Below are 22990 nucleotides of genomic sequence, written 5' to 3'. Positions count from 1 at the left end.
CCTGCCGGTACGGAAGGAGCGTCGAATACACCATGAAACCCGGTAAAGACTGGTATTGGAGGCCGGATGAGGAAGTGGGGCTGGGCAGAGCCAGCAGACGTAAACGGCATATCAAGGTCTGGCTGGTATTGTTCATTGTGCTTTTGACCGCTGCAGTTCTGGGGGCTTGGCTTCTGATAGAGGGCGTATTTGACTTTTTCAGGCATATTGAGGGTTAAGACTTTCAGATTCGGGGATAAGCTAGAGGAGTTTAGGGTTATAACATAGTATGCTGCTAACCAATGTAGCCCGCTAAGTTCAATACTCTATTTCCAAAGGAGTGGACCTCGTCATGAAGGCAGTAACTTATCAAGGGAAAAGGAAAGTCGAAGTCAAGGAAGTAGCCGACGCTAAGCTGGAGAAAAAGGACGATATTATTGTACGCATCACCTCTACCGCAATTTGCGGCTCCGACCTGCATATTTATAACGGTGAAATTCCGGGCATGCATGATGATTATGTTATCGGGCATGAGCCTATGGGGATCGTCGAAGATGTGGGACCGGAGGTCACTAAGGTAAAAAAAGGCGACCGTGTAATCGTTCCTTTTAACGTAGCCTGCGGACAATGTTATTTCTGCCAGCATGAGATGGAAAGCCAGTGCGATCATTCGAATGAGGCCAAGGACACCGGAGGATTCCTGGGTTATTCGGATACGTACGGAGGTTATGCCGGAGGCCAAGCAGAATTGCTTAGAGTGCCTTACGGCAACTTCGGACCGTTCGTGGTGCCGGAGGATGCGGAGATGGAGGATGAGAAGCTGCTCTTCCTCTCTGACATAGTACCTACCGCCTGGTGGGGTGTTGAAAGTGCCGGTGTGAAGCCTGGAGATACAGTAATTGTCCTGGGCTGCGGTCCGGTCGGCCTGCTGACCCAGAAGTTCGCCTGGATGAAGGGAGCTTCCCGTGTGATCGCCGTCGACTATGTCCCGTACCGTCTGCAGCACGCCAAACAGACAAATAATGTGGAGATTTTTAATTTTGAAAAAGTCAAGGACATCGAGGCGCATCTCAAGGAGATTACCCGCGGCGGAGCGGATGTAGTCATTGACTGTGTAGGGTTGGATGCTAAAAAGACAGTAGCGGAAAAGGTGGAGACAGCTTTGATGTTGCAGGGCGGGTCGCTTGGGGCTTTCCGGATTGCGACTCAGGTAGTCCGTAAATTTGGGACGATCCAGTTAGTCGGTGTGTATGGCCTCAACTATAATCTGTTCCCTCTGGGCCAGCTTTTTGAACGTAATATCTCACTGAAAATGGGGCAGGCGCCGGTGATTCACTACATGCCGACCCTCTACAAGATGATTAAGGAGAATAAGTTTGATCCCACTGACATCATCACCCATAGGCTGCCGATCAGCAGAGCGGAGCATGGTTACCAGGTGTTTCAAGAGAAAGAAGAGGATTGTATCAAGGTGATTCTTAAGCCTTAACGTAGCTGAATAGCTGTAAACAGCAGAGGCATGAGTTCTAGCGGGCAGCAGGAACTTGTGCCTCTATCTAATGATTTTTCCTGAAAAAGCTGCTTTTTTTCGAAAATTGAGGTAAATTTACATAGGTATCATCTAACTGACCTGAAAGGACGCTTTGCTGTGAATGCTAATAAACCGCCCGTTCCGGTTCCGCTATTAATGCTGATTGGAATTGTGGCCATCTCTTTTTCGTCCATTTTTATTAAATGGTCCTCGGCTCCGGCCTCTGTTCAAGGCATGTACCGGTTGTTGTTCACTTCGCTGCTGATGCTGCCGTTTGCCCGGCCTTACAGTGGAGCAGCTTTTTCCTTGCGGCGTAAAGACTGGCTGCTGCTCGGATTCTCCGGAATGATGCTTGCCTTGCATTTTTTACTGTGGATGGGCTCGCTCAAATTAACTTCCGTTGCCAGCTCAACGATGATAATGGCGCTGGAACCCGTTTTTATTATGATTGGGTGCTATGTACTGTATAAAGAAAAAAGCACGCTCTCTACGATTGCCGGTCTTGGGATTGCGATCTTCGGAACCGTATTTATCGGCTGGGGTGATATTGGACTGTCTCCGGATAATGTAAAAGGTGATCTGTTGTCCATTGGCGGAACAGCCGCTGTTGCGGTACATATGATGGTTGGCCAGCGCCTTGTTTCCCGAATGCCGTCTTATTTGTACAGCCTAATTGTATTTATCTCCGCATCTATAGTATTCGCGGTTTATAATGTGCTGGCCGGTATTCCGTTCTTTGATTATCCGCCAAAAGAGTGGGGGATTTTCGTTCTGCTGGCTGTGGTACCGACTGTCTTTGGCCACATTTTATTTAACTGGCTGATGCAGTATGTATCGGCTACAACAGTCTCGATGAATATACTAGGGGAACCGGTTGGGGCGAGTATTCTGGCTTTCCTGCTGCTCGGAGAGAAGCTGAACGGACTTCAATGGACCGGTGGCTTGCTTGTAATGGCCGGATTGGCTGTCTATTTATATGCAGGACGCAAAAAAACACTGGGGATAGAAGATTCACTTCCCAGTGCATCGTAAGCAGTTGAGCAGCTAACTTCACACAAAAGGGGTATTTAACATAATGAATGATCATGATTTGAACCAGACGGCAGCGGCTTCTTCCAGTGAGGAGACATGGAACGAAGATACGTATGCGGCCTGGACCAGCCGTTTCGGCACACCTGCGGAAGCTGCGGCAAAGCTGGCTAAAGATCCTCAGGGCAGATTATTTCCGCTGAATGCTTATTTTGGAGAGGTTAGCGGGAAAAAGATCATGAACCTGATGGGTTCGAACGGCATGAAAGCTGTGGCGCTAAGCCTGCTCGGAGCAGAGGTGAGTGTGGCGGATTTCTCTGAAGCCAACGCCCGTTATGCAGCTGAACTGGCGGAGGAAGCAGGCGTGAAGCTAACGTATATCGTATCTGATGTTCTGAAGCTGCCAGTAGGAATATTGGATAGCTCATATGACCTTGTTTTTGCCGAGATGGGGATTGTCCATTATTTTACTGATCTTACGCCATTTATGGACACTGTATATCAGTTGCTGGCCCCCGGGGGACGTTTCGTGCTGCGGGATTTCCATCCGGTTACGACCAAGCTGATCACTTCAAAGGGATCGACAGCCAAAGTGCGCAAGCATAAGGTAGACGGTGATTATTTCGACACGACTCTGGAGGAGAAGAAGGTGTCCTATTCCAAATATCTGCCTGCTACAGGGCAGGAACCTGGAAGTGAACTGAAGCACAGTGTGGTTTATTGGCGGCGCTGGACACTTGGGGAGCTTGTGACAGCGGCAGCACGCAGCAGACTAATTATCCACGAGCTGGCAGAAGAGCCGAACCTGTCGTCAGACGTGTATGACAAGGGCATTCCCAAGACCTTTACCTTAGTTGCAGAGAAGAAATAAAGCAATAATAAACCGGTATGTTTAAGCAGAGCTTTGAAAAAAAGCAGCGCAGACATGCAGGTTTATTAATTATTTAATGGCATTAATCATAATGATTAATGCCATTAACAAACCTGAATGCAATGGGATTATCTAGTTGGAGGCGATCAGCAATGATTAAGCAAGAACCAAGTTCATTTGCGTTTGTAAGTGGACAGGATTCCAAAAGTTTAGCCCGGATGGCATTACATTAGTAGAGCTTGGCACCGTAGTTCCCATACCTGATCGCCATATTGGCGTCGCTGTTCGAAAGCATTCGTCCCCGTCACTTGCGGCTGAGGCGTTCTTGGAGATGCAGTTGGGCTAGCGCAAAAAAATCCACTTTTTTTATTTAAAATGAAGACTACGGATTTCATGTTCAATTTATATAGGGCGGTTATATAACAACAAGGCTGCCAGTTTTCTTGGCAACCTTGTGTTGATATGATCTTAGAGTGAATATTTTTATCCAAAGCCCTTTAAGGCTTTTAAATGCCTGCCGTTTTTCACCTAAATCGTTAACTAAGTTTCTCATCCACTTACGGGAGTATATACGTGCGTAGCCGATGCCAAAGCGGACAACTTCTTCCAGAGAAATAACCAGGTACACAAGGAAGACCGGCTGCTTCCAGATATAAGACAGCAGCAGCCCGGAGGGAACACCTATAAGCCACGTTGCCGTCGATTCCATGCCGAACACGAATCTGCTGTCTCCACCGCTGTTCAAGATGCCGCCGGCCATAATCATATTGGAGACCTTTACCCAAAGAAATCCAGCGAACACAATAACGATATACCCCGCCATTTGTTTGGCATCCCCGGAGATGTTGAACGCGGAGACATACAGCTTTGAGCCTGCCGCAATGATAGCCCCGACGATCAGAGAGATTACAATGCCAAGGCGAATGAACAGTTTGGCGTGATTGAGTGCAATGTCAGTTTCGTTTGCGCCCAGACGGTTGCCGACCATTACCCCGGCAGCACTAGCAAGTCCGGACAACAACCCGATGCACAGTCCTTGCAATGGGAAGGTAATCGTCATCGCTGTCATCTCCAGTGTTCCCATGCGGCTATAGATAACCGCATATGCCGTTTCGCCCAATACCCAGATCAATTCAGTCAACAGAAGCGGATAGGCCGTCTTGAAAAACTTGCGGATAAGCGGTTTAGGAATGATAAAGAGGTTTTTTAACCCAACAGCACCTGGTAAGCGATACAAGTATACGGCACCAATAATCAGCAGGCATTCGCAAACCCTGGAAATAAGGGTTGCAACGGCCGCACCCTTCAGTCCGAGCTCAGGGGCACCGAAGCGGCCGAAAATAAGCAGATAGTTCAGTAGAATGTTCAAACCTACTGTAAAGAAGCTCACATACATCGGCCATTTGGCATGCCCGGTACTTCGCAAAATCGCTGAATACATCATAGAGAGCATAACGGGCACAAATCCGATCGACATAATTTGCAGGAACACGTACCCATTGTCTATTACATTCACGTCTGTGGTGAACATGCTCAGAAACAGCGGCGAGTTGAGGAAGACGGCCAAGGAGAACAGGAACGAGAATACGAAGCCGGCGATCAGCCCAAGCCCCAGCACCTGGGATACGCTTTTGGCATCTTTGTTCCCCCAGAACTGGGCAGCATAAATGGATACACCCGTCGATAAACCGGCTAATACAACCGAGATAATCCCGTATATTTTTGTTGACATCCCGACCGAGGCGATTGCCACATCTCCAAGCTGGCCGACCATCAATTGATCCGTCAAATTGAGCAATGCCATCAGCAAGCTTTGAAGCGTCACCGGCACGGCGATTTTATACACGCTTTGGTAGAAATGATCCCTGTCTGACATAGATTTTTCACAACCCCTAGAATCTGATTTTACTGCTTGAACTGGCAGGCTAAGACTTAAATGTGAGGTTATATCACTTTTTTATAGCGCATGAGTGTGTAATTATCTTTAGGTTGAATCTCTACAACCTTGAACCTTTTCGTCAGGCCCAATTCCTGATACCCGTCTCCATCCACTAAAGTAATGTTCGAGGAACCTCCTATGATGATCGGAAGCTGCATCAGAATAATTTCATCAACAATGTCTTGATTAAAAATATGCCAGTTCAAAAAGCCGCCGCCTTCTACCATCAGGTCGGAAATACCGTAGTGTTCTTCCAACTGATGCTCAAGCTCCACGAAGTCAACCGTATCTTCGCCGCAGATCAGGCAATTCTTTCCTCTTTCCCGGATCTGGCTGATTTTGTCCTCATCTCTACCGTGCTCAGTCGTGACGATAATCGTTTTCCCCTGATCTGAGAGCACATTGCTGTCCAGCGGAATGTCCAACGTGGTCGTCGGAATGATGCGGATGGGATCTTAGTTGTCCTCATACCGGTTCGTGAGAAACGGATTGTCTGTCAGGATCGTATTTTTTACCAACCATAATGCCCTGCACATTCCCCCGGAAAAGATGGATGAATTCGATATCTTGACTGGAAAACAACGAGAAAAGCTCCTTGCTCGAGTTTCCTGCCCCCATAGTTAGCTTCCCATCAATCGAAATTTGACTGAAAATAGTTGTTTTCATTGCAGCTCCTCCTTAATGGTCAGATTTATTTGTTTCAATGCCTGGTCCGGATTGCTGAGGCGCAGCTCGATCAGACCCGCATGCATCGCTTCCCATATATGGATCATGTATGGATCGGTGGGCATCGGACGTGTGTGATCCAAAAGCGACAAAATCATTTTTTTGTTAGTCGTAGTTGTGGCTGCCAGGCGGCTCAGCACCCCTTCATGAACAGGAATCCGTTGTACTTTGTTCGTCCACATCGATTGGCATTCTTCACTCAGCATAAAGCGCGTAAACGATAAGATGTTCTCCCGCTCCTCCGACATTAACGAATGATTCGGATAAATCAGGCCGATGGAAGAAGACATGGACAACGATTGCCGGCCTTCTATGACCGGAAGCTGGCAAACCGCAAGCTTATTTTTCATATGCTTGTCCAAATGGTTATAAATCCACTCCCCGCAAATAATAGCACCTATCTTGCCGTCAATGAACTGCTCCAGCAGTCCTGTTGAGCCGTCGAGACTGGCAAGTACCCCTTGATCCATCTTGTCGCGGATGAATTGAAGCGCCTGCTTCATTTCAGGTGTGTCTATATTCAACTTTCCGTCAGCTACAGGCCAACCGCCAAAAGCCGAGAGGAAGGGAATAAACCAATATCCCTGCTCCAAATCTGCTCCGATCGGCACGATGTCTTGAGCGGCCAGCTTCTCGGCGGCCTCTTCGAACACCTCCCAAGTGGCCGGCGCACTGGAGTAAATCTCTTTATTGTAATACACAACCAGATGATTGCCCTGCAACACCGGTATACCATACTGAACACCATTCATTTGCATCGTTGAAAGGGCTTCTTCGGTCAGAATATCGGCTAACAGCCCGTCCGGCACTTCGGAATAAAGGCCATTCTCGACGTAGGAGGACATGTCAGCAGGAACCATCGCCAGATGCGGACCTTGATGGGTGTCCTTAATTTGACTCAGACCAGCAATCAGCTCGGTAATGTTCATCACTTGTGGAGTAATTTGAATGCCAGAGCGTTTCGTATACAGCCTGCAAATTTCCTCCAGCACTTCAATTGAGGTATCTCCCGGACCATCGAACTCATGCCACAACACGATTTCTTTCTTGTTCTCTTTCATCGTAGACTCTCTCCCTTATGATTTGTCTATTTTTATTAACGAGCACCACAGCTTGATTAGGTGCAAGCAGCAAGCTGTCAAGCGTCTGACCTATGCTAGTGGCCGTTAAGGAACTATCCAGTGTCACGGTCATTGGGCCGCGGCCGGGTACAGCAGCCTTCAAGTCGACTTGGGAGGAAGCATCAGCGCTCAAGTTACAGCAGCACAACAGCGTTTGATCTTTATGCATATATCCATAAAGCACGGTATTATTCGGTGATTGAGCCACGAAGAAATTATCCGGCTTGACCAGCCCGAGCCACTCTTTCTTGAATTCGCTTAGCTCAGCCAGCAGCGGCAGCATGGGGGCAGGATTCGTCCAATTAATCTGCATGACGTTAAAAAATGCGCGGGAGAGGCTGGCTCCGCCGGTATTGTCTCCCAGACCACAGTTTAATGGCTGCTCCTCATTCATTTCATAGCCGGTCGTCACATATGGAATGGCGTTCGGAAGAAATTGATTAAATACCGCGATCATCCGGGCAACCTCGACGCCGCCACGGCTCGTGATCCGGGGAGTATCCGCCGTTTCTGCAAAGACAAACACATGAATATTCAGCTCAGGCAGTTCCTCTATGTAGGCGACGAGATTGTCCTTTGTAATTTCCGTCATTACATTCCATCCGCTGCCAAGCATAATATTATAGCCGGTGTTGGCCGCCTTCTTATGGTTGCAGTTGAACAAGTCCTCACTGATCAGAATTGCATTCGGGTTGATCTCTTTGATCTTGTCAAAAATGCGAGTCAGCAGCGGAGTCGGAAGCACATGCCCGATATCGATGCGGAAGCCATCAATACCGTACGTTTCGAGATTAAACTGCACTGCCTGCTCCAGAACGTCCCACAACTCAAGATTCGGCTCTTCTCCCGGGTAATCATTACATTTGATCGTATCGAAAAGAACATATGGTGCTTGATCCGGCCCTATAAGATGTCTCACTTGTGGAGAGAATTCCTTGTAGAGCCGCAAGAACGTGATGTCTGTCCAAATCGGCTGCACATCATTAATCCAATCCGAATGCGCAGGAGAGGTGGTGATACCCATCTCTTGCTCCACCAAAGCCAAGATTTCTGTACCGGTTTTAGCAGCATAGATCGCACTGTCATCCAAATTCGTGTGTTCCTTGAACGGATACTTCCACGAAAGATGGTTCATATACTGTAAATGCGCCGTCAAAAAATCATACGGATGTACGCAAATCTCACCTTCTTTCTCTTGCAGAAAGCGGTCATACTGGCACTCATTCCAAACAGCAGGTATCCAAATTGGTTCTGCGGATTTATCTTTGAATGCGCACATGTAGTCCTGAACAAGTCTTAGTTTGTTTGCTTTGCTCATCAGCAGTGTCCCTCTCACTTATTGTGATTCTGCGTTTACGGAACAAAAACGGTCTTTACGGTTTCGCTCCTAACTCCCTTTAAAGAGTTCAATTCATAGCCGATAAGCTCGTTAATCATTGCTGCTTCATACTGATTCAACTTGACTTTTCTGGTCACCAGATTTTTTAATTCCGGTGTTTCGGCGGCAAATCGCACAGCTTCTTCGAACATGTAGCGGTATTCTCCGGATGCGATAATTTTGATCGCATGCTGCACGAATTTGGTAGGAGAAAACGTGTACCGGTACTTCGCATTAATACCAAAAGGCACGATACGGCCTCCACGCTCAATCCATTTTTCAGCCACTTCGAGCTGATTGCCCACCGTATCGATAATCAGATCAAACCTCCGGCCTAAGCAGATTTTGTCTACAGCAGCTTCAGTTAATTGAGAAGGGGTCAGAGCGAAATCTGAAATCTCTTTTGCAAAAGCAAGCCGATATGGATTAATTTCCGTCGCAACGGTGAGCGCGGCTTTGGATTTGCTGACCATTTGGGATAAAATTCCCATCGGACCCGACCCGAGAACGAGTACCTTATCGTTTGCAGAAACGTGAGCCTCCTTAAAATTGTGCAGCACACATGCCAGCGGTTCAACCATAACCGTCGCTTCCCAGCTCATATGCTCTGGAAGCGGGTGTGCAAACGTTTGTGCAGTTAAGTAAAAAAAAGTAAATGTCCCATTTCGGTTTAAACCTGCAATGGGCATTCCCTTTCCGTCAGTGCCTATACAAAGGTGTGGCTGTTTTTTTAGACAAAAATAACATTCCCCACAGCTTTGATTCGGATCGATAACTACGCGGTCCCCCACCTTAACGCGGTCAACGTCGCTGCCGATTTCTATTACGGTCCCAACCGCCTCATGACCACGAATGACACCTGTAACTCCATCTTCTTTACCGGTTACGACCGCCAGATCCGTTCCGCAAATACCTGTCATCTCAATCCGGATTTTGACTTGATCCGAAGCTGCTATTTGCGGCTCTTCCCATTCGCACAGCTCCAGCTTGTGGCTGGATGCCCATATTAGTGCCTCCATTCGTGTTCTTCCTTTCTTTTTATAAGTTCACTAAACATGTTAGTGTGCGTCCAGAATATAACACACTGCTAAAGTCGAAGTAAGGTGAATGATGTCGTTGGATGTTATTAATTTACATTTTTAAGAATGATTTTCATGCGAAGGCGCCATGAATCATTTTTCTTATCAATGTAAAAGGCGCCTGACCGAGCAGAATGTGGCAGTTGACGCTGTTTCCGGTGAGATCCTCTTCAATTTTTCTATAGATAATAAAACATATGTTATTGCTTAATCTGCGGACTCGCTTTCCCCGGCGATCTCAACAAATGCCTGCTGCAAGGGTGTCAGTGTATGGTCTTTCCGCCAAGCCAGCACAAACCCGCTCTGTTTAGCCTGGTATCCCGGAAGGGGGGCACAACGCAGACTTCCCAGCGCCAATTCAGCTTCGATCCCCGCTTTGGAGAATAAACCTACTGAACCTCCTTCACTAACCATCCTTTTTTGTGCTTCCGGAGAATTCACTATGGCATGGTTCCATAACCGGACACCGTTAGCCTGTGCCCATTTGTCAGCCGCATCACCCAAATAAGAAGCCGGTTCATGCTGAATCCACGGCTCAAGCGCCAGCAGCTCGGCTGTTAATTCCGCAGTTTGTGCAAATGGATGACCCGGTGGAAATATAAGTACCGCCTCATCGGCAGCAATAATCTTCGTATGAAAAGAGTCATCGCCACTATCCGCCAGATGCAGCACTGCCAGCTGGATTTCCCGGCTCCGCAGCCGCTCCCGCAATTGAAGGTCGCTTTGTACCTTTAATGAGATATCGATGCCTGGATGCAGATTAATGAATTGTGAGAGCAGCTTTGGCAAAACATATGTACCAGGAATATAAGATGCTTCAAGCTCCAGATTGCCTGATGTAAGAGAAGAGAACTGCTTGACGCTGCGCTCCGCTTCAACGGCGAGGGAGACGATTCTTACGGCATATTGATACAGGGCACGTCCCGCATCGGTCAACAGCACACGTCCGCTGCGGTACTCAAAGAGGGAGGTTCCCAGTTCACTTTCCAGGCTTTTCATATGAAAGGTTACAGTTGGCTGCTTTAAGCCCATTTCAGAAGCGACGTCTGTTACCTTTTTATATTTTTCAATTAAAACAACGATTTGCAGTTTAGTTATATTCATGACTTTCCTCCAGATGAGTACTGAAAAATTTACTATTTATATCTTTAATATAGATTATATCTATAACGATATACATTTTCTATTAGTATTTTTATCTTTCGTTTTACAAAACCAAGACTTTTCTCTAACGAACGAGCCCTAGAATAAGAAGAGTAAACCAGAGGGACAACATAGAGGAAGCTTCCAAAGTGAGTTTTGTCAGAAGCAGATTCGATGGGGCACAATCACACAAAACCTAAGTGTATGCTTACGAAGCGAATTATGCGGAGTGATTAAAAAAGCATATGCTAACAAAACTTTAGGAGGAACAAAATCAATGCAATTCAGAAAATCGTGGATCATGGCTTTGGCATTAACAAGCGTAGTGGCACTTTCGGCATGCGGAAACAACGGAAATAATGCGGCAACTAATAATGGGGGCAATAACGCAGCTGCGACAAATACACCTACAGAAAGCAGCAGCGGCAGTGTATTAAGCGGATCGATTCTGGCTTCGGGCTCTACAGCTCTACAGCCGCTCGTTGAGCAAGTAGCAGAAAGCTTCATGGACGCTAATAACGGCGTTGATATTCAGGTTCAAGGCGGAGGAAGCGGCACCGGACTTACACAGGTTGCTGAGAAACAAGTGGATATCGGTAACTCCGATGTATTTGCAGAAGAGAAGCTGAAAGATGCTGATGCAGAAAAAGCAAAAGCACTGGTTGACCATCAGGTAGCGGTTGTAGCTATCGCAGCTGTATCTAATCCGGATGCAGGCGTAGACAGCTTGACCAAGCAGCAGCTGGTTGACATTTTCACCGGTAAAATCACGAATTGGAAAGATGTAGGCGGTGCAGATCAGGCGATTCAAATCATTAACCGTCCAAGCAGTTCCGGTACCCGTGCAACATTTGAAGCCTTTGCACTTGGAACCAAAACAGAAGATCTTCAAGGCTCTGTACAAGAGGATTCCTCCGGTACGGTTAAGAAAATGATTGGTGAAACTCCGGGAGCTATCGGTTACCTGGCACTGTCCTACCTTGACGATACTGTGAAGACCCTGAACTATGATGGTGTTGAACCTTCAGTAGATAATGTAATTAGCGGTAAATATCCGGTTTGGGCTTACGAGCACATGTATACTAACGGCGAGCCGAACGAAATCGTAAAAGCATTCCTTGATTACATGCTTACCGATGAAGTGCAAAACGGCGACGTTGTTGACCTTGGCTACATTCCGGCAAATCAAATGCAGGTTTCCCGTGATGTAGAAGGCAACGTAACTACAAAATAATCAAAAACACACTTATCACTGGATATCATCCATTAGAACTTCATGTGATTAGAGGCGGAAATCTTCTGCCTCTCTTTTCACTTTAGAAAGAGGGAGCACCTTGCGGGTAAAACCAAAGAAAACACGGATTGAAAAACATCATATCGAAGACTTTTTAGGGCGTATTTATATGTCCTTTTGTGTGCTGTTACTAATCGTGATCATTGTATCAATGGTCTATTTTGTAGCGTCTAAAGGGATAGCTAACTTTATCAGCGGTGAAATGAAGGTGTCAGAATTCTTATTCGGCAGTAAGTGGGCACCTGAAGCAGATACACCTTCTTACGGGGCACTGCCCTTCATTACCGGTTCATTCCTCGTCACGCTGCTCGCTGCACTTATTGCCAGTCCTCTAAGTATATGTGCTGCCCTGTTCATGACCGAGATTGTTCCGGGCTGGGGGAAGAAGCTGCTGCAGCCGGTAATCGAGCTGTTGTCGGGGATCCCTTCCGTAGTGTACGGATTTGTAGGACTCAGTGTTATTGTTCCCTTCTTGCGGAACACCTTTCCCGGCCAGGGCATCGGGGTTGCTGCAGGCGCGCTTGTGCTGTCGGTCATGATTCTTCCGACCATTACAAGCGTGGCTGCAGACGCGCTTGCTTCTTTGCCGCAAAAATTTGAAAGAATCCTCATTTGCGCTCGGTGCCACACGGTGGCAGACAATCTCCCGGGTAATTCTTCCGACTACACTGCCGGCCATTATGACCGGGGTAGTACTGGGGATGGCCCGCGCGTTTGGTGAAGCTCTGGCTGTGCAGATGGTTATCGGTAATGCGCCTTTCGTGCCGCGCTCGCTTTTTGAATCGGCTTCCACGTTGACCAGTGTAATTACGCTCAGCATGGGGAACACAACGATGGGCTCGCCGCAAAATAACGCGCTATGGAGTATGGCGCTGGTTCTTATGCTGATGACGTTTATCTTCGTCCTCCTCGTAAGAATGCTCGAAAGGAGAAATAAGATTTGAAGCCGAGAACTGCAGACAAAATCGCCACTACGCTTATCGTCTTTTTCGCATTGCTGATTGTAGCCATTCTGGTTGGGCTGCTGGGTTACATCCTGGTTCGCGGGCTTAATCATATCAGCTGGGATTTCTTAACCTCAGCACCGCAAAAAATCCGCGCAGGCGGAGGAGTAGGGCCGCAGCTGTTCAACTCGTTGTATCTGCTGGTGCTCACCTTGATCATCACCGTTCCGCTCGGCCTAGGCGCCGGGATCTATATGGCGGAATATGCACGTCCCGGTAAGATTACCGGTTTCATTCGTCTGATCGTAGAGGTGCTCTCGTCATTCCCGTCCATTGTTGTGGGTCTGTTCGGCCTCCTCCTGATCGTCAATTACTTTGATCTTGGCTTCTCGCTGATCTCCGGTGCGATAGCCCTGACATTCTTCAACCTGCCTCTGATGGTGCGGATTACAGAGCAGGCTTTCCGCACCGTACCGAAGCAGCAGAAGGAAGCAGGGTTTGCACTCGGGCTATCCAAATGGAAGATTGTAACTTCGGTATTGCTTCCGGTTGCCCTGCCTACGATCATCACCGGAACGATTTTGTCCGCAGGACGCGTCTTCGGGGAAGCGGCGGCACTTATGTTCACAGCAGGGATGAGCAGCCCGCGTCTGAATTTCTCAGACTGGAATCCGCTGCATTCGAACTCACCGCTTAATCCGTTCCGTCCGGCCGAAACACTGGCTGTGCATATCTGGAAAGTTAACAGTGAAGGTCTGGCCCCGGATGCAATGCAAATCGCTGCCGGAGCCTCGGCGGTGCTCGTAATTATGGTTCTGCTGTTTAACCTGCTTGCCCGTTACTTCGGCAGATTTATTTACCGTAAGCTTACAGCATCCAAAAGAATGAACTAATCAGTAATTATTAGAGATCAATAGGAGGAGTAAGAGATGGGAACAGCGGCAGCGGTGCGGGAATCATTTCAAACAGAAAACCTGAGCATATTTTACGGAACATATGAGGCGGTAAAGGGGATTAGCCTTCCTTTTGCCCAGAATACCGTTACAGCGCTGATCGGGCCTTCGGGCTGCGGTAAGTCGACTTTCCTTCGTTCCTTAAACCGGATGAATGATGATATCTCCGGTTCGACAACGAAAGGGAATATCTGGATTGACGGTGTTGACATCAATGCACCCGGTACGGATGTTATCAAGCTGCGCCAAAAGATCGGAATGGTCTGGCAGAAGCCGAATCCTTTCTATAAATCCATTTATGACAACATCGCATTCGGCCCTAAATACCATGGCATCAAAGGTAAGGCCGCACTGGATGAAATTGTGGAGAGCAGCCTGCGCCGCGCAGCCCTGTGGGACGAGGTTAAGGACCGTCTGAAAGACTCGGCACTCGCCTTGTCGGGCGGACAGCAGCAACGTCTGTGCATCGCCCGTGCATTATCGGTAAATCCGCAGATCCTGCTGCTGGATGAGCCGGCCTCAGCACTTGATCCTGTGTCTACAGGCAAAGTCGAAGAGCTGATCAAGGAGCTGAAGGAAGAGCTTCGAATCGTCATCGTCACGCACAACATGCAGCAGGCAGCGCGCATCTCAGATTACACTGCATACTTTTATCTGGGTTCACTTGTCGAATATGACAAGACAGAAAAGGTATTCAGTAATCCGGAGAATCAAATGACGCAGGAATACATTATGGGCCGTTTTGGCTGATTCACTTTACTGAATCATTCTCATAGATTTTTAAGAAGCATCCTTCGGGATGCTTTTTTTATAGGTTTGAATGCAATATATAATGTACATTGTGTCCGTTATAGATTACAATCAGCTAAAAAGCCGATCAATATAGGAGGGGATCCGGTGAGTGAACATAAAAATATGAAGTTAAAGCTGGCGCGGGTTCAAAAGGATCTCTCCCAGGAACAGCTCGCAGAAGCAGTGGGGGTTACCAGACAAACGATTGGACTGATAGAATCGGGGAAATACAACCCTACGATCCGTCTGTGCATTGCTATATGCAGAGAGTTGGAAACTACGCTGGATGAACTTTTTTGGGAGGAAGAGAGATGAGAAGAAAAGCAATTAAGGATGAGCGGATCACAGGTGAGGTTCACAAGCTGCTGTCCCACAGTTATGGTATTCTATTTGTTGGTTTTATGATCAGTATTATTGTAAAAGCATTTGTGCTGCAATGGGACATGAAGTATTGGCTGGACAGCTTTCTGATCGTTATGGCCGGTGGGTTATATTTCACCTTCAGAAGTATTAAAGCAGGTCTGTTCTTACTGCCGGACAAACCTGGAGATGTAAAGCGTTTGAAGAAAACGAATCTGATCAGCGGGGCAGCAGCAGCTGTAGTCTGGGCTGTGTGGATGTTCGGCGATGACCTGAAGGAAGACAGCAAGATGGATGTTACCCAAAGTGTAATAAGTACGATGGCCGGAGCGGTAATCTTTTTCGTCGGTTTCACTGGGCTGCAGTGGCTGATGATTAAACGCTCCAATAAGCATGCGGATAAAAGTCAAGAATAAATCTTCTTGTAAAACTAATTGCGTTAGTTTATATTGTAACTAATGACATTAGTTTTGGGAGGGGTAATCATGAGAGTCACTCAAGCGGGAGCTTTATTGCAGTTAACGTGGATGCCGGATTTCTTTCCCGTAAATTGTTATCTTGTAATAGAAGAACAAGAACTTACTGTAATCGATGCGGCGTTGCCGTTTAGTACTAAAGGGATTATAGCGGCCGCTGCCAAGCTGCAGAAGCCGATTACACGAATTGTCCTGACTCATGCCCATGGCGATCATGTGGGAGCCTTAGACGAGCTTAAGAGACAACTTCCTGAGGCCAAGGTCTACATCTCTGAGCGGGATGCTGCCTTGTTAAGAGGTGACCTTTCTTTACGGCCAGGTGAACCGCAGACACCGATTAAAGGATCGGTACCTAAAAAACTGAAAACCATGGCGGATATACTTTTGCATGAGGGAGATCAGGTTGGGTCACTGCAGGCCATCAGTACTCCGGGGCATACCCCGGGTTCAATGTCCTTCCTGGATCAGCGCAGCGGCGCTCTGATTGCCGGAGATGCATTTCAGACCTTCCGGAGGACGGCTGTAGCGGGTACAGTAGTGCCATTATTTCCTTTTCCGGCTATGGCTACCTGGAGCAAGGAACTAGCTCTTGCGAGCGCTCAGAAGCTGCTGGCAGCATCACCCTCGATTCTTGCACCCGGCCATGGCAACCTCTTAAAAACACCTCATGCAGCGATGCAGCAGGCCATCGAAAAAGCGCAGAAGTCGCTGAGAAAGGCAGGAAAATAAATGTCACCCAGAGCAGGGCTAGATACGCATACACTGGTACTTGCAGCGGCGGAAATGGCAGATGATCAAGGCATTGCAGAAGTGACACTGGCAGGACTTGCGGCTAAGCTGGGCGTACGCTCACCATCATTGTATAATCACGTTAATGGGCTTAAGGAGCTGCGCATACTGCTGGCTATCCACGGACTGGAACAGCTCCAAACAGCTATGGAAGCCTCCATCGATGGAATAAGCGGTGATGCAGCAGTTCATGCCATGAGTAGGGCTTATGTTGAGTTTGCAGAACAGCATCCGGGTCTATACGAAACTACGCTGCGGGCTCCAGATGAGGGAAACACTTCTCTTGAGGAGGCGGGCGGACAGATTTTGTCATTAATCATCCATGTGCTTGCAGGTTATGAGCTTGGTAAAGAAGGCGGGCTGCATGCAGTCCGCGGGCTGAGGAGTATTCTGCACGGATTTGCTTCCCTTAAGAATCAGGGAGGCTTCGGCATGCCGTTAGATCTTCAGGATAGCTTAACCCGGCTGATCAATACGTATATTGCCGGAATCCGGTGCATGCGGTCCGGTGAAGAGCAGTAGTAAAGAGTAATTAATATGATTATTAAACGCAGGGAGGAAACGTGATGAAGAGTGTGGAAGAGCAAAGTATTGTGACTACATATGAAGAAATGGCGGAGGTTATTGCCCGACTGGGGATTCTGCCGCTTGCCCAGCTGATACCAGAGCATCCCTCGGTAAACGGACTCACCAAGGCAGAGAATTGGCATACCGGTTCGGAGCTTGACCCTTGGGCTTGGCGTGCCAGATTCCCGGGAGAAGGATTAGCCGGATACGGAAAGTTCATCCGGAAAAAAGCAATACTGGTGTCGCGGGAATGGTTTCCTGCATTTGTTGCAGCTGTCGGCAGCGTACAGGAGATTGAGGAGCGCTATAATAACGGCCTGGCCAGTAGAGAAGCAGTAATACTTCTGGGAATCATCGGGGACAACCAAGGTATTGAAACACGTGAATTGCGTGCTCTTGCAGATATGAAAGCGAAAGAAAAGAAAACAGCGTTTGACAATGCCCTCAATGAGCTGCAAGGAACAGCGGATATTGTGATCTCCGGCGTGAAAGCCAGGCTTAATGCCGAAGGCGAGGTTAACGGCTGGAACAGCACGTCCTTTGAGACAGCCGGGCATTGGATGAAGGAGAATAACCTTTCTTCGTTTGAAGGCTCCCGCGAAGAAGCGGCAGCTTGGCTTCATTCAGCAATGGAGGGTGTATGGACACCTGCAGCAATAGCCTGGATCCGTAAAAGTTATGTCTTGGTAAATAATAAAACGGCCTATAGCTTCCTAAGGGAAGTTATGGGCCGTAAGCGCTTTCTAGAGTGATTATATAATTTAACATCCTTACAGCATTGGTGCCAGGTAGGCAATCAGGAAGTATAGGAAACCGAAGAGCAGCATGATGTAAGCTGTGTATTTGATGGCATTGGAGGCTACGATGCTTGCGTCCGTGGGAGGCTGAATCTTGGTCCGCTCTGTTTCTCTCGGCTCCAGGTTCTGGGACATTGATTCTTTCATAGGATTCCCTCCTAAATTTGATAAGGCTATGAACTGGAAATACAAACCTTAATTGTATTGTGACATATTTGTGAATTAATTTCAACAATTATGTGAATATTATTTGAACAAAACTTAAAATTTGAGCAAAAAGCCCTCCGCGGTCTCCTAAGAGAAGCGGGGGGCTTTAATTTTCTACATTAATATGGCAGGAGATTAAATGTTTGAAGCCCAGTTTCCTGCCCGGAAGATCGGTTCTGAGTTACCGTCATCCGTAATGCCGTCGATGTTCATCTCCGGCGATCCCATCATGAAATCGACATGGGTAAGACTTTGGTTCATTCCATGACTGGCCAGCTGTTCCTTGGTCATAGCTATGCCGTCCTGCAGGGTAAAGGCATAAGCTGCACCAAGAGCCAGGTGACAGGAGGCATTCTCGTCATACAGGGTGGTGTAATAGAGGATGCCGCTTTCCGAAATGGGAGAATGGAAGGGCACCAGTGCCACTTCTCCAAAGTAAGCAGAGCCTTCATCCATCGCAAGCAGCGAAGCCAAGGCTTCTTGACCTGTTTCTGCTGAGAAATCTGTTACCTTGCCATTCTCTAATGTTAAGGTGAATTTGTCGATGATATTCCCGCCGTAGCTAAGCGGTTTCGTGCTGCTCACCTTGCCGCTGGCACCGGTCTTAAGCGGTGCGGTGAACACTTCCTCAGTCGGAATGTTGGCGAGGAAGGGAACTCCACGTCCGTTTACAGCACCGGCCTGACACCAGATATGCCCTTCAGGCAGCTCAATGGTCAGATCTGTGCCTGCTGCAATGAAATGAAGCTTGCGGTATTTCCGCTCATTCAGGATATCGCAGCGTTGCTTCAAGCCGGCCAAATGGTTGCTCCAGGCTTCCACGGGGTTCTCCTGATCGGCGCGGACAGCCTTAAAGATTGCATCCCAGAGCAAATCAACCTGTGTTTCAGGTGCTGCATCGGGGAATACTTTGGCCGCCCAGTTAGTGGAAGGGTAGGCCACAATACTCCAGCTGACATGATTGGCCATCATCATTTCACGATACGGGGCCATAGCTGTACCGGCTGTACGCTGATTGTCGGCGATCCGGCTTGCCTCGATGCCATTGAGGAGATCCGGATTCGCGGAAACTACGCTCAAGAAGGCTGCGCCGTTCCGGGCCAGGTCCTCGAGTTCATCCGCCTGCCATTTTGGCGGTTCAAGGAAGCTTTCGGATGGCGCGAGTTCGTAACGGGTACGCGTGACGATTTCATCGCTATAATTTACCTTGACCAGCTTTGCCCCGGCTTCATAAGCTTGACGCACGATAAGGCGCACTAATTCTGCAGCAACGATATCTGCATTGATCACCAGGGTCTGTCCAGGTTGAATATTAATCCCGATCTTAACCGCAAGCAGGGCATAATTCTCCAGCTTTTGCTTGAAATCCAGCATTGGTTCAGCTCCTTCCATCTTTATCTGTATTTATTAAAACGCCCAGTTTCCTTTGAGGAAGACGGGTTCTTGCGAGCCTTCTGCGGAAATGCCGTAGATATCCATCTCAGGCGATCCGATCATAAAGTCAACGTGGGTAACACTAGTATTAAGACCGTGTGCAGTCAGCTCGTCCTGTGTCATTTCTTTGCCGCCTTCTAGACAGAAAGCGTAAGCTGTGCCGATGGCCAGATGGTTGGAGGCATTCTCATCAAACAAGGTATTGAAATACAGGATGTTTGATTCGGAGATCGGGGATTTATGCGGTACGAGCGCAACTTCACCCAGGTATTTCGCACCTTCATCCAGGCCGATCAGATATTCCAGTGAATCCTGGCCTTGTTCGGCGCTTACACTGATGATGCGGCCGTTCTCAAAGGTAATAGAGAAGCCGTCAATAATATTCCCGCCATAGCTGAGCGGTTTGGTAGCTCTAACAGTTCCGTTAACACCAGTCTTCAGCGGTGCAGTGAATACTTCTTCGGTCGGCATATTGGCGACGAAGGAGTGGCCCTTGGCGTTGATGCTGTCACCCTGTGCCCACAGATGGCCTTCCGGGAGCTCAATAGTGAGGTCGGTTCCGGGTGCTATGTAATGCAAGCTTTTATATTTCTTGGCGTTAAGGACATTGGCTTTCTGCTCCAGGGTGTCCAAATGCTCCTGCCAGGCGGCTACCGGGTCTTCACGGTCTAAGCGCACGGTATGGAAAATGGCTTCCCACAGCTTATCTACGCGTTCTTCAGCCGGCACATCCGGGAACACTTTGTCAGCCCAGGCCTGTGACGGGATAGCCACAATGCTCCAGCTGACTTTGTCGGACATCTGCAGCTCACGGTATCTCTGAAGTGCTGCACCGCGTGTCTTTTGGAAATTGGCGATACGCTCAGGATCAATACCTGTAAGCGCATCGGGATTTTCTGCGATAACATTCAGGATGGCAGCGCCATTCTCGGCAAATTCGGTCATTTCCCCGGCATACCAGGTAGGTGCTTTCGTGAATACTTCCGGAGCGGCATGCTCGAATTGCTGGCGGGTGACGAATTCATCACTCCAGTTTACTTTGACCAGACTTGCTCCCTTGGCATAGGCCTTGGCAGTAATCAGACGGACAAACTCGGCTCCGGAAATCGGTGCATTCACCACCAGAGTCTGTCCCGGCTGGACATTCACTCCAATCTCAACAGCCAAATCCGCATACTTACTAAGCTTTGCTGCAAAATCGATCATTGGTTTTCCTCCATTTGGTATATTTTTAGTTCTATATATGCATTGTATTAAATTATTAACCGCCGGATGAAAAAAGTCAATTACGCAGTAAAGAGAGGAAATTGCCCATATATCAATGCTATACTGGGGATGTGGGATTGAACTGATGAAAGGTAGGAAATTGCATGAACGTAGAAATTGTCAAAGCAGAGCTGAAACGCGAGGAAGACAAAAGCTTTGTCGGGAGAACCGTATTCACCGTTGAGCAGCATAAGTTCCCGTATGAGATCACTTTTTTCAGCAAACGCGGCAGTGAATGGGATTACAGCCTAAGCTTCGCCGGCGAGCCGGGAAGTGAAGAGCAGTTCCTGGAAGTGGATACTCTGCTGGAGAACGACGATGATTTCTTTAATCAGCTGCTGGATGCCGCTTTGGACACCCAGGAGGACGTAGAAGAATAATTAGCAAAAAATGCGACCGCTTAGTGGAGGACAATAGTGCCTGCCTGCTAAGGGTCGCATTTTTATTCATTTATCCGATTGTGATGTTGCCTTCGGGATACCGGTACAGCTCTTTATTTTTTTGGGGTTTAATCGCATAGGCTAGAGTAAGCGGGCCTGTCCGTCCGACGAACATCAGAATGATGACCAGTATTTTGCCGGCCGTCGTCAGCTCCGGAGTCAGTCCCATCGTAATGCCTGAGGTGCCGAATGCGGACACAGCCTCAAACAGTACGGTAAGGAAGTTCGCACTCTCTGTAACCGACAGCAGCATGGTAGCAGTTACGACGAGAATCAGTGATAACAGAGTCATTGTAATCGCTCGATAGACATTGTCTTTGGATATCCGGTGGCGGAACATGACGATATCCTCCTTACCCCGGATTCTGGCATATACAGTAACGACCAGCAGGGCAAAGGTGGTAATTTTGATTCCGCCGCCGGTAGATCCCGGCGCAGCCCCGATGAACATCAGCAGAATCATCAGAAACTGGGTAGATTCGCGCAGCAGCGGGATCTCAATCGTAGTGACGCCACCGGAACGCGGGGTAATCGCCTGCAGGAAGGAGGCCATAATTTTGCCTCCGGCATGCAGCGGCTTTAATGTAGAATTCAGCTCCAGCCAGAAAAAGACCGCCGCACCGATCACGATCAGAGCTGCTGAGAAGGTCAAGACCACTTTGGAATGCAGGGTCAGCCGTTTGCGCTTCGGAAAGTCTACAACGTCTGACAATACGATAAAGCCAATGCCACCGAGGAAGATCAGCAGCATGGACGTAATATTCACAATCGGATCCTCCACATAACGGGTAAGCCCGCTGAATGGCCCGTGGACGTCTCCGAAGAGATCGAATCCGGCGTTGTTGAAGATAGAAACGCTATGGAACAATCCGTAGTACAAGGCTTTGCCAACCGGCATATCTATCAAAAATCTTGCAGCAAGCAATAGGGTTCCGCTGAGCTGAATGACGAGCGAGTAGATTAACACCCGGCGGATCAGCTTCACGATTCCCTGTATCGAATTCTGGTTCATCGATTCCTGGAGCAGCAGCCGTTCTTTCAATGAAATCCGTTTGCTGAGCACCAGCGTAATCAAAGTCGCCATTGTTACGAAACCCAGACCCCCGAACTGGAACAGTACCAGTAACACAACCTGGCCGAATACGGTTAATTCGGTACCGGTATCAATAACGGCAAGTCCGGTAACACAGGTGGCTGAAGTTGCCATGAATAATGCATCGATGAATGAAATACGGCCACCCGTCGAAGCAGCAGGTAAATATAATAGCAGTGTTCCAGCCGCGATCAGCATAATAAATCCAAGCGATAATATTTTGGGTGGTGTCAGTCTCAAATGCGCGAGTGATAAATTAGCCAAAATAATTCTCCTGACGTCATAATATAATTTGCCAAGATTATATCATAAGAGTTACCTCTTCACTAAAGAGCGCAGGAAATTGGCAGATTTTATCGAATTAATTAGGTGGTAAACCCATTCTTCAATTCTTAGAGGAGGCTATACTCGCTGTGACAAGTCCGATTCTGAATCAGATTGGCGCCGTCTTCATCCCGGTCAGCGACATTGAAAGGTCAAAGAACTGGTATTGCAGCTTATTGGGACTTCCGCTGGATGGCGAGGTATTGTTCGGGCATTTATATGTGGTGCCGATGCAGGGCCCGGGAATTGTTCTGGACAGTAAAATTTTCACTTCTGAATCCGTGCTTAAAGTACCTTCCTTTCATTTGAACACAGAGGATATTGATGCTGCTTATGATCATGTCAAAGCGAGCGGGGCAGAGATACTCACAGATATCGAGCATGATCACTGGTTCAATTTCAAAGACCCGGATGGGAATGTTCTGATGATTTGCCGTTGTTGAAGGTGACCTTTACAA

The 22990-nt window shown here is 48.1% G+C and carries 25 protein-coding genes and 1 pseudogene; 15 read left to right on the top strand and 11 right to left on the bottom strand.

What is annotated here, in order from left to right:
* The 4 genes from AQR02_RS12575 to AQR02_RS12560 form a co-directional block, all read left to right on the top strand.
* Positions 1-218, top strand: a 218-nt coding sequence (locus AQR02_RS12575; protein WP_209444154.1) for a hypothetical protein, incomplete at its 5' end; no start/stop codon positions are given.
* A 113-nt stretch (positions 219-331) separates the two neighbouring features.
* Positions 332-1468 (top strand): zinc-dependent alcohol dehydrogenase, encoded by a 1137-nt coding sequence (locus tag AQR02_RS12570; protein WP_054940788.1) that lies wholly within the window; start codon positions 332-334, stop codon positions 1466-1468.
* A gap of 159 nt (positions 1469-1627) precedes the next feature.
* Positions 1628-2542, top strand: a complete 915-nt coding sequence (locus AQR02_RS12565) for a DMT family transporter (protein WP_187388778.1) — start codon at positions 1628-1630, stop codon at positions 2540-2542.
* 43 nt (positions 2543-2585) lie between these two features.
* Positions 2586-3410, top strand: coding sequence for a class I SAM-dependent methyltransferase (locus tag AQR02_RS12560; RefSeq protein WP_054940787.1), 825 nt, complete (start codon positions 2586-2588; stop codon positions 3408-3410).
* Positions 3411-3825: 415 nt separating this feature from the next.
* On the opposite strand, the gene AQR02_RS12555 is transcribed toward AQR02_RS12560, so the two are convergent.
* From AQR02_RS12555 to AQR02_RS12530, 7 genes are all read right to left on the bottom strand, one after another.
* Positions 3826-5286: an MATE family efflux transporter gene (locus AQR02_RS12555; protein WP_082451827.1), complete on the bottom strand. Its 1461-nt coding sequence runs from the start codon at positions 5284-5286 to the stop codon at positions 3826-3828.
* Between the two features lie 68 nt (positions 5287-5354).
* Positions 5355-5774, bottom strand: coding sequence for a dihydrofolate reductase family protein (locus AQR02_RS34155; RefSeq protein WP_245237371.1), 420 nt, complete (start codon positions 5772-5774; stop codon positions 5355-5357).
* Between the two features lie 40 nt (positions 5775-5814).
* Entirely contained in the window at positions 5815-6015 is a 201-nt protein-coding gene (locus AQR02_RS34150) for a dihydrofolate reductase family protein (RefSeq protein WP_245237369.1), read from the bottom strand.
* Positions 6012-7136, bottom strand: coding sequence for a sugar ABC transporter substrate-binding protein (locus AQR02_RS12545; protein WP_054940786.1), 1125 nt, complete (start codon positions 7134-7136; stop codon positions 6012-6014). Before AQR02_RS12545 ends, AQR02_RS34150 begins: the two co-directional genes overlap by 4 nt.
* Positions 7099-8331, bottom strand: a complete 1233-nt coding sequence (locus tag AQR02_RS12540) for an alpha-amylase family protein (RefSeq protein WP_245237367.1) — start codon at positions 8329-8331, stop codon at positions 7099-7101. Before AQR02_RS12540 ends, AQR02_RS12545 begins: the two co-directional genes overlap by 38 nt.
* A 218-nt stretch (positions 8332-8549) precedes the next feature.
* The gene (locus AQR02_RS12535) at positions 8550-9593 is read right to left on the bottom strand and encodes a zinc-dependent alcohol dehydrogenase (protein ID WP_054940785.1); all 1044 of its coding nucleotides are present in this window, start codon (positions 9591-9593) and stop codon (positions 8550-8552) included.
* Positions 9594-9860: 267 nt separating this feature from the next.
* On the bottom strand, positions 9861-10757 hold the full coding sequence (locus tag AQR02_RS12530) for a LysR family transcriptional regulator (RefSeq protein ID WP_054940784.1): 897 nt from the start codon (positions 10755-10757) through the stop codon (positions 9861-9863).
* Between the two features lie 316 nt (positions 10758-11073).
* Here AQR02_RS12530 and AQR02_RS12525 point away from each other — a divergent pair, with 316 nt between their 5' ends.
* The 9 genes and pseudogenes from AQR02_RS12525 to AQR02_RS12485 all read left to right on the top strand — a co-directional run bounded on the left by AQR02_RS12525 (position 11074) and on the right by AQR02_RS12485 (position 17723).
* A complete protein-coding gene (locus AQR02_RS12525; protein WP_054940783.1) occupies positions 11074-12030 on the top strand; it encodes a phosphate ABC transporter substrate-binding protein in 957 nt (318 codons plus the stop codon).
* A 100-nt stretch (positions 12031-12130) separates the two neighbouring features.
* Positions 12131-13034 (top strand): annotated as a pseudogene (gene pstC, locus AQR02_RS12520) (phosphate ABC transporter permease subunit PstC).
* Positions 13031-13927: a phosphate ABC transporter permease PstA gene (gene pstA, locus AQR02_RS12515; RefSeq protein ID WP_054940782.1), complete on the top strand. Its 897-nt coding sequence runs from the start codon at positions 13031-13033 to the stop codon at positions 13925-13927. The pseudogene pstC and the gene pstA overlap by 4 nt, the downstream one beginning before the upstream one ends.
* A gap of 36 nt (positions 13928-13963) precedes the next feature.
* A complete protein-coding gene (pstB, locus tag AQR02_RS12510) occupies positions 13964-14737 on the top strand; it encodes a phosphate ABC transporter ATP-binding protein PstB (RefSeq protein WP_054940781.1) in 774 nt (257 codons plus the stop codon).
* 165 nt (positions 14738-14902) lie between these two features.
* The gene (locus AQR02_RS12505; RefSeq protein WP_054942086.1) at positions 14903-15094 is read left to right on the top strand and encodes a helix-turn-helix transcriptional regulator; all 192 of its coding nucleotides are present in this window, start codon (positions 14903-14905) and stop codon (positions 15092-15094) included.
* Entirely contained in the window at positions 15091-15555 is a 465-nt protein-coding gene (locus AQR02_RS12500) for a DUF6773 family protein (protein ID WP_054940780.1), read from the top strand. The genes AQR02_RS12505 and AQR02_RS12500 overlap by 4 nt, the downstream gene beginning before the upstream one ends.
* Positions 15556-15624: 69 nt before the next feature.
* Positions 15625-16344 carry an MBL fold metallo-hydrolase gene (locus AQR02_RS12495; protein WP_054940779.1) on the top strand — a complete coding sequence of 240 codons (720 nt, stop codon included), beginning with the start codon at positions 15625-15627 and terminating at the stop codon, positions 16342-16344.
* Positions 16345-16926, top strand: a complete 582-nt coding sequence (locus AQR02_RS12490) for a TetR/AcrR family transcriptional regulator (protein WP_054940778.1) — start codon at positions 16345-16347, stop codon at positions 16924-16926.
* 44 nt (positions 16927-16970) lie between these two features.
* A complete protein-coding gene (locus AQR02_RS12485; RefSeq protein WP_187388777.1) occupies positions 16971-17723 on the top strand; it encodes an AlkZ-related protein in 753 nt (250 codons plus the stop codon).
* An 18-nt stretch (positions 17724-17741) separates the two neighbouring features.
* On the opposite strand, the gene AQR02_RS32455 is transcribed toward AQR02_RS12485, so the two are convergent.
* The 3 genes from AQR02_RS32455 to AQR02_RS12475 all read right to left on the bottom strand — a co-directional run bounded on the left by AQR02_RS32455 (position 17742) and on the right by AQR02_RS12475 (position 20615).
* A complete protein-coding gene (locus tag AQR02_RS32455; protein WP_159067758.1) occupies positions 17742-17915 on the bottom strand; it encodes a hypothetical protein in 174 nt (57 codons plus the stop codon).
* A 195-nt stretch (positions 17916-18110) separates the two neighbouring features.
* Complete coding sequence (locus AQR02_RS12480) at positions 18111-19349, bottom strand: aminopeptidase (RefSeq protein ID WP_054940777.1); 1239 nt, start codon at positions 19347-19349, stop codon at positions 18111-18113.
* A gap of 33 nt (positions 19350-19382) precedes the next feature.
* Complete coding sequence (locus AQR02_RS12475; protein ID WP_054940776.1) at positions 19383-20615, bottom strand: aminopeptidase; 1233 nt, start codon at positions 20613-20615, stop codon at positions 19383-19385.
* Between the two features lie 164 nt (positions 20616-20779).
* Here AQR02_RS12475 and AQR02_RS12470 point away from each other — a divergent pair, with 164 nt between their 5' ends.
* Positions 20780-21055 carry a hypothetical protein gene (locus AQR02_RS12470; RefSeq protein ID WP_054940775.1) on the top strand — a complete coding sequence of 92 codons (276 nt, stop codon included), beginning with the start codon at positions 20780-20782 and terminating at the stop codon, positions 21053-21055.
* A 70-nt stretch (positions 21056-21125) separates the two neighbouring features.
* Here the strand turns inward: AQR02_RS12470 and AQR02_RS12465 are convergent, their stop codons facing one another.
* Entirely contained in the window at positions 21126-22472 is a 1347-nt protein-coding gene (locus tag AQR02_RS12465; protein WP_245237364.1) for a TrkH family potassium uptake protein, read from the bottom strand.
* A 149-nt stretch (positions 22473-22621) separates the two neighbouring features.
* Here AQR02_RS12465 and AQR02_RS12460 point away from each other — a divergent pair, with 149 nt between their 5' ends.
* Complete coding sequence (locus AQR02_RS12460; protein ID WP_054940774.1) at positions 22622-22975, top strand: VOC family protein; 354 nt, start codon at positions 22622-22624, stop codon at positions 22973-22975.
* Positions 22976-22990 lie beyond the last annotated feature (15 nt).

Source organism: Paenibacillus ihuae, assembly GCF_001368795.1.
GTDB classification, from domain to species: domain Bacteria; phylum Bacillota; class Bacilli; order Paenibacillales; family Paenibacillaceae; genus Paenibacillus_AQ; species Paenibacillus_AQ ihuae.
Note: the sequence above shows the minus strand (reverse complement) of the source record. Positions and strands in the feature narration are given on the sequence as shown.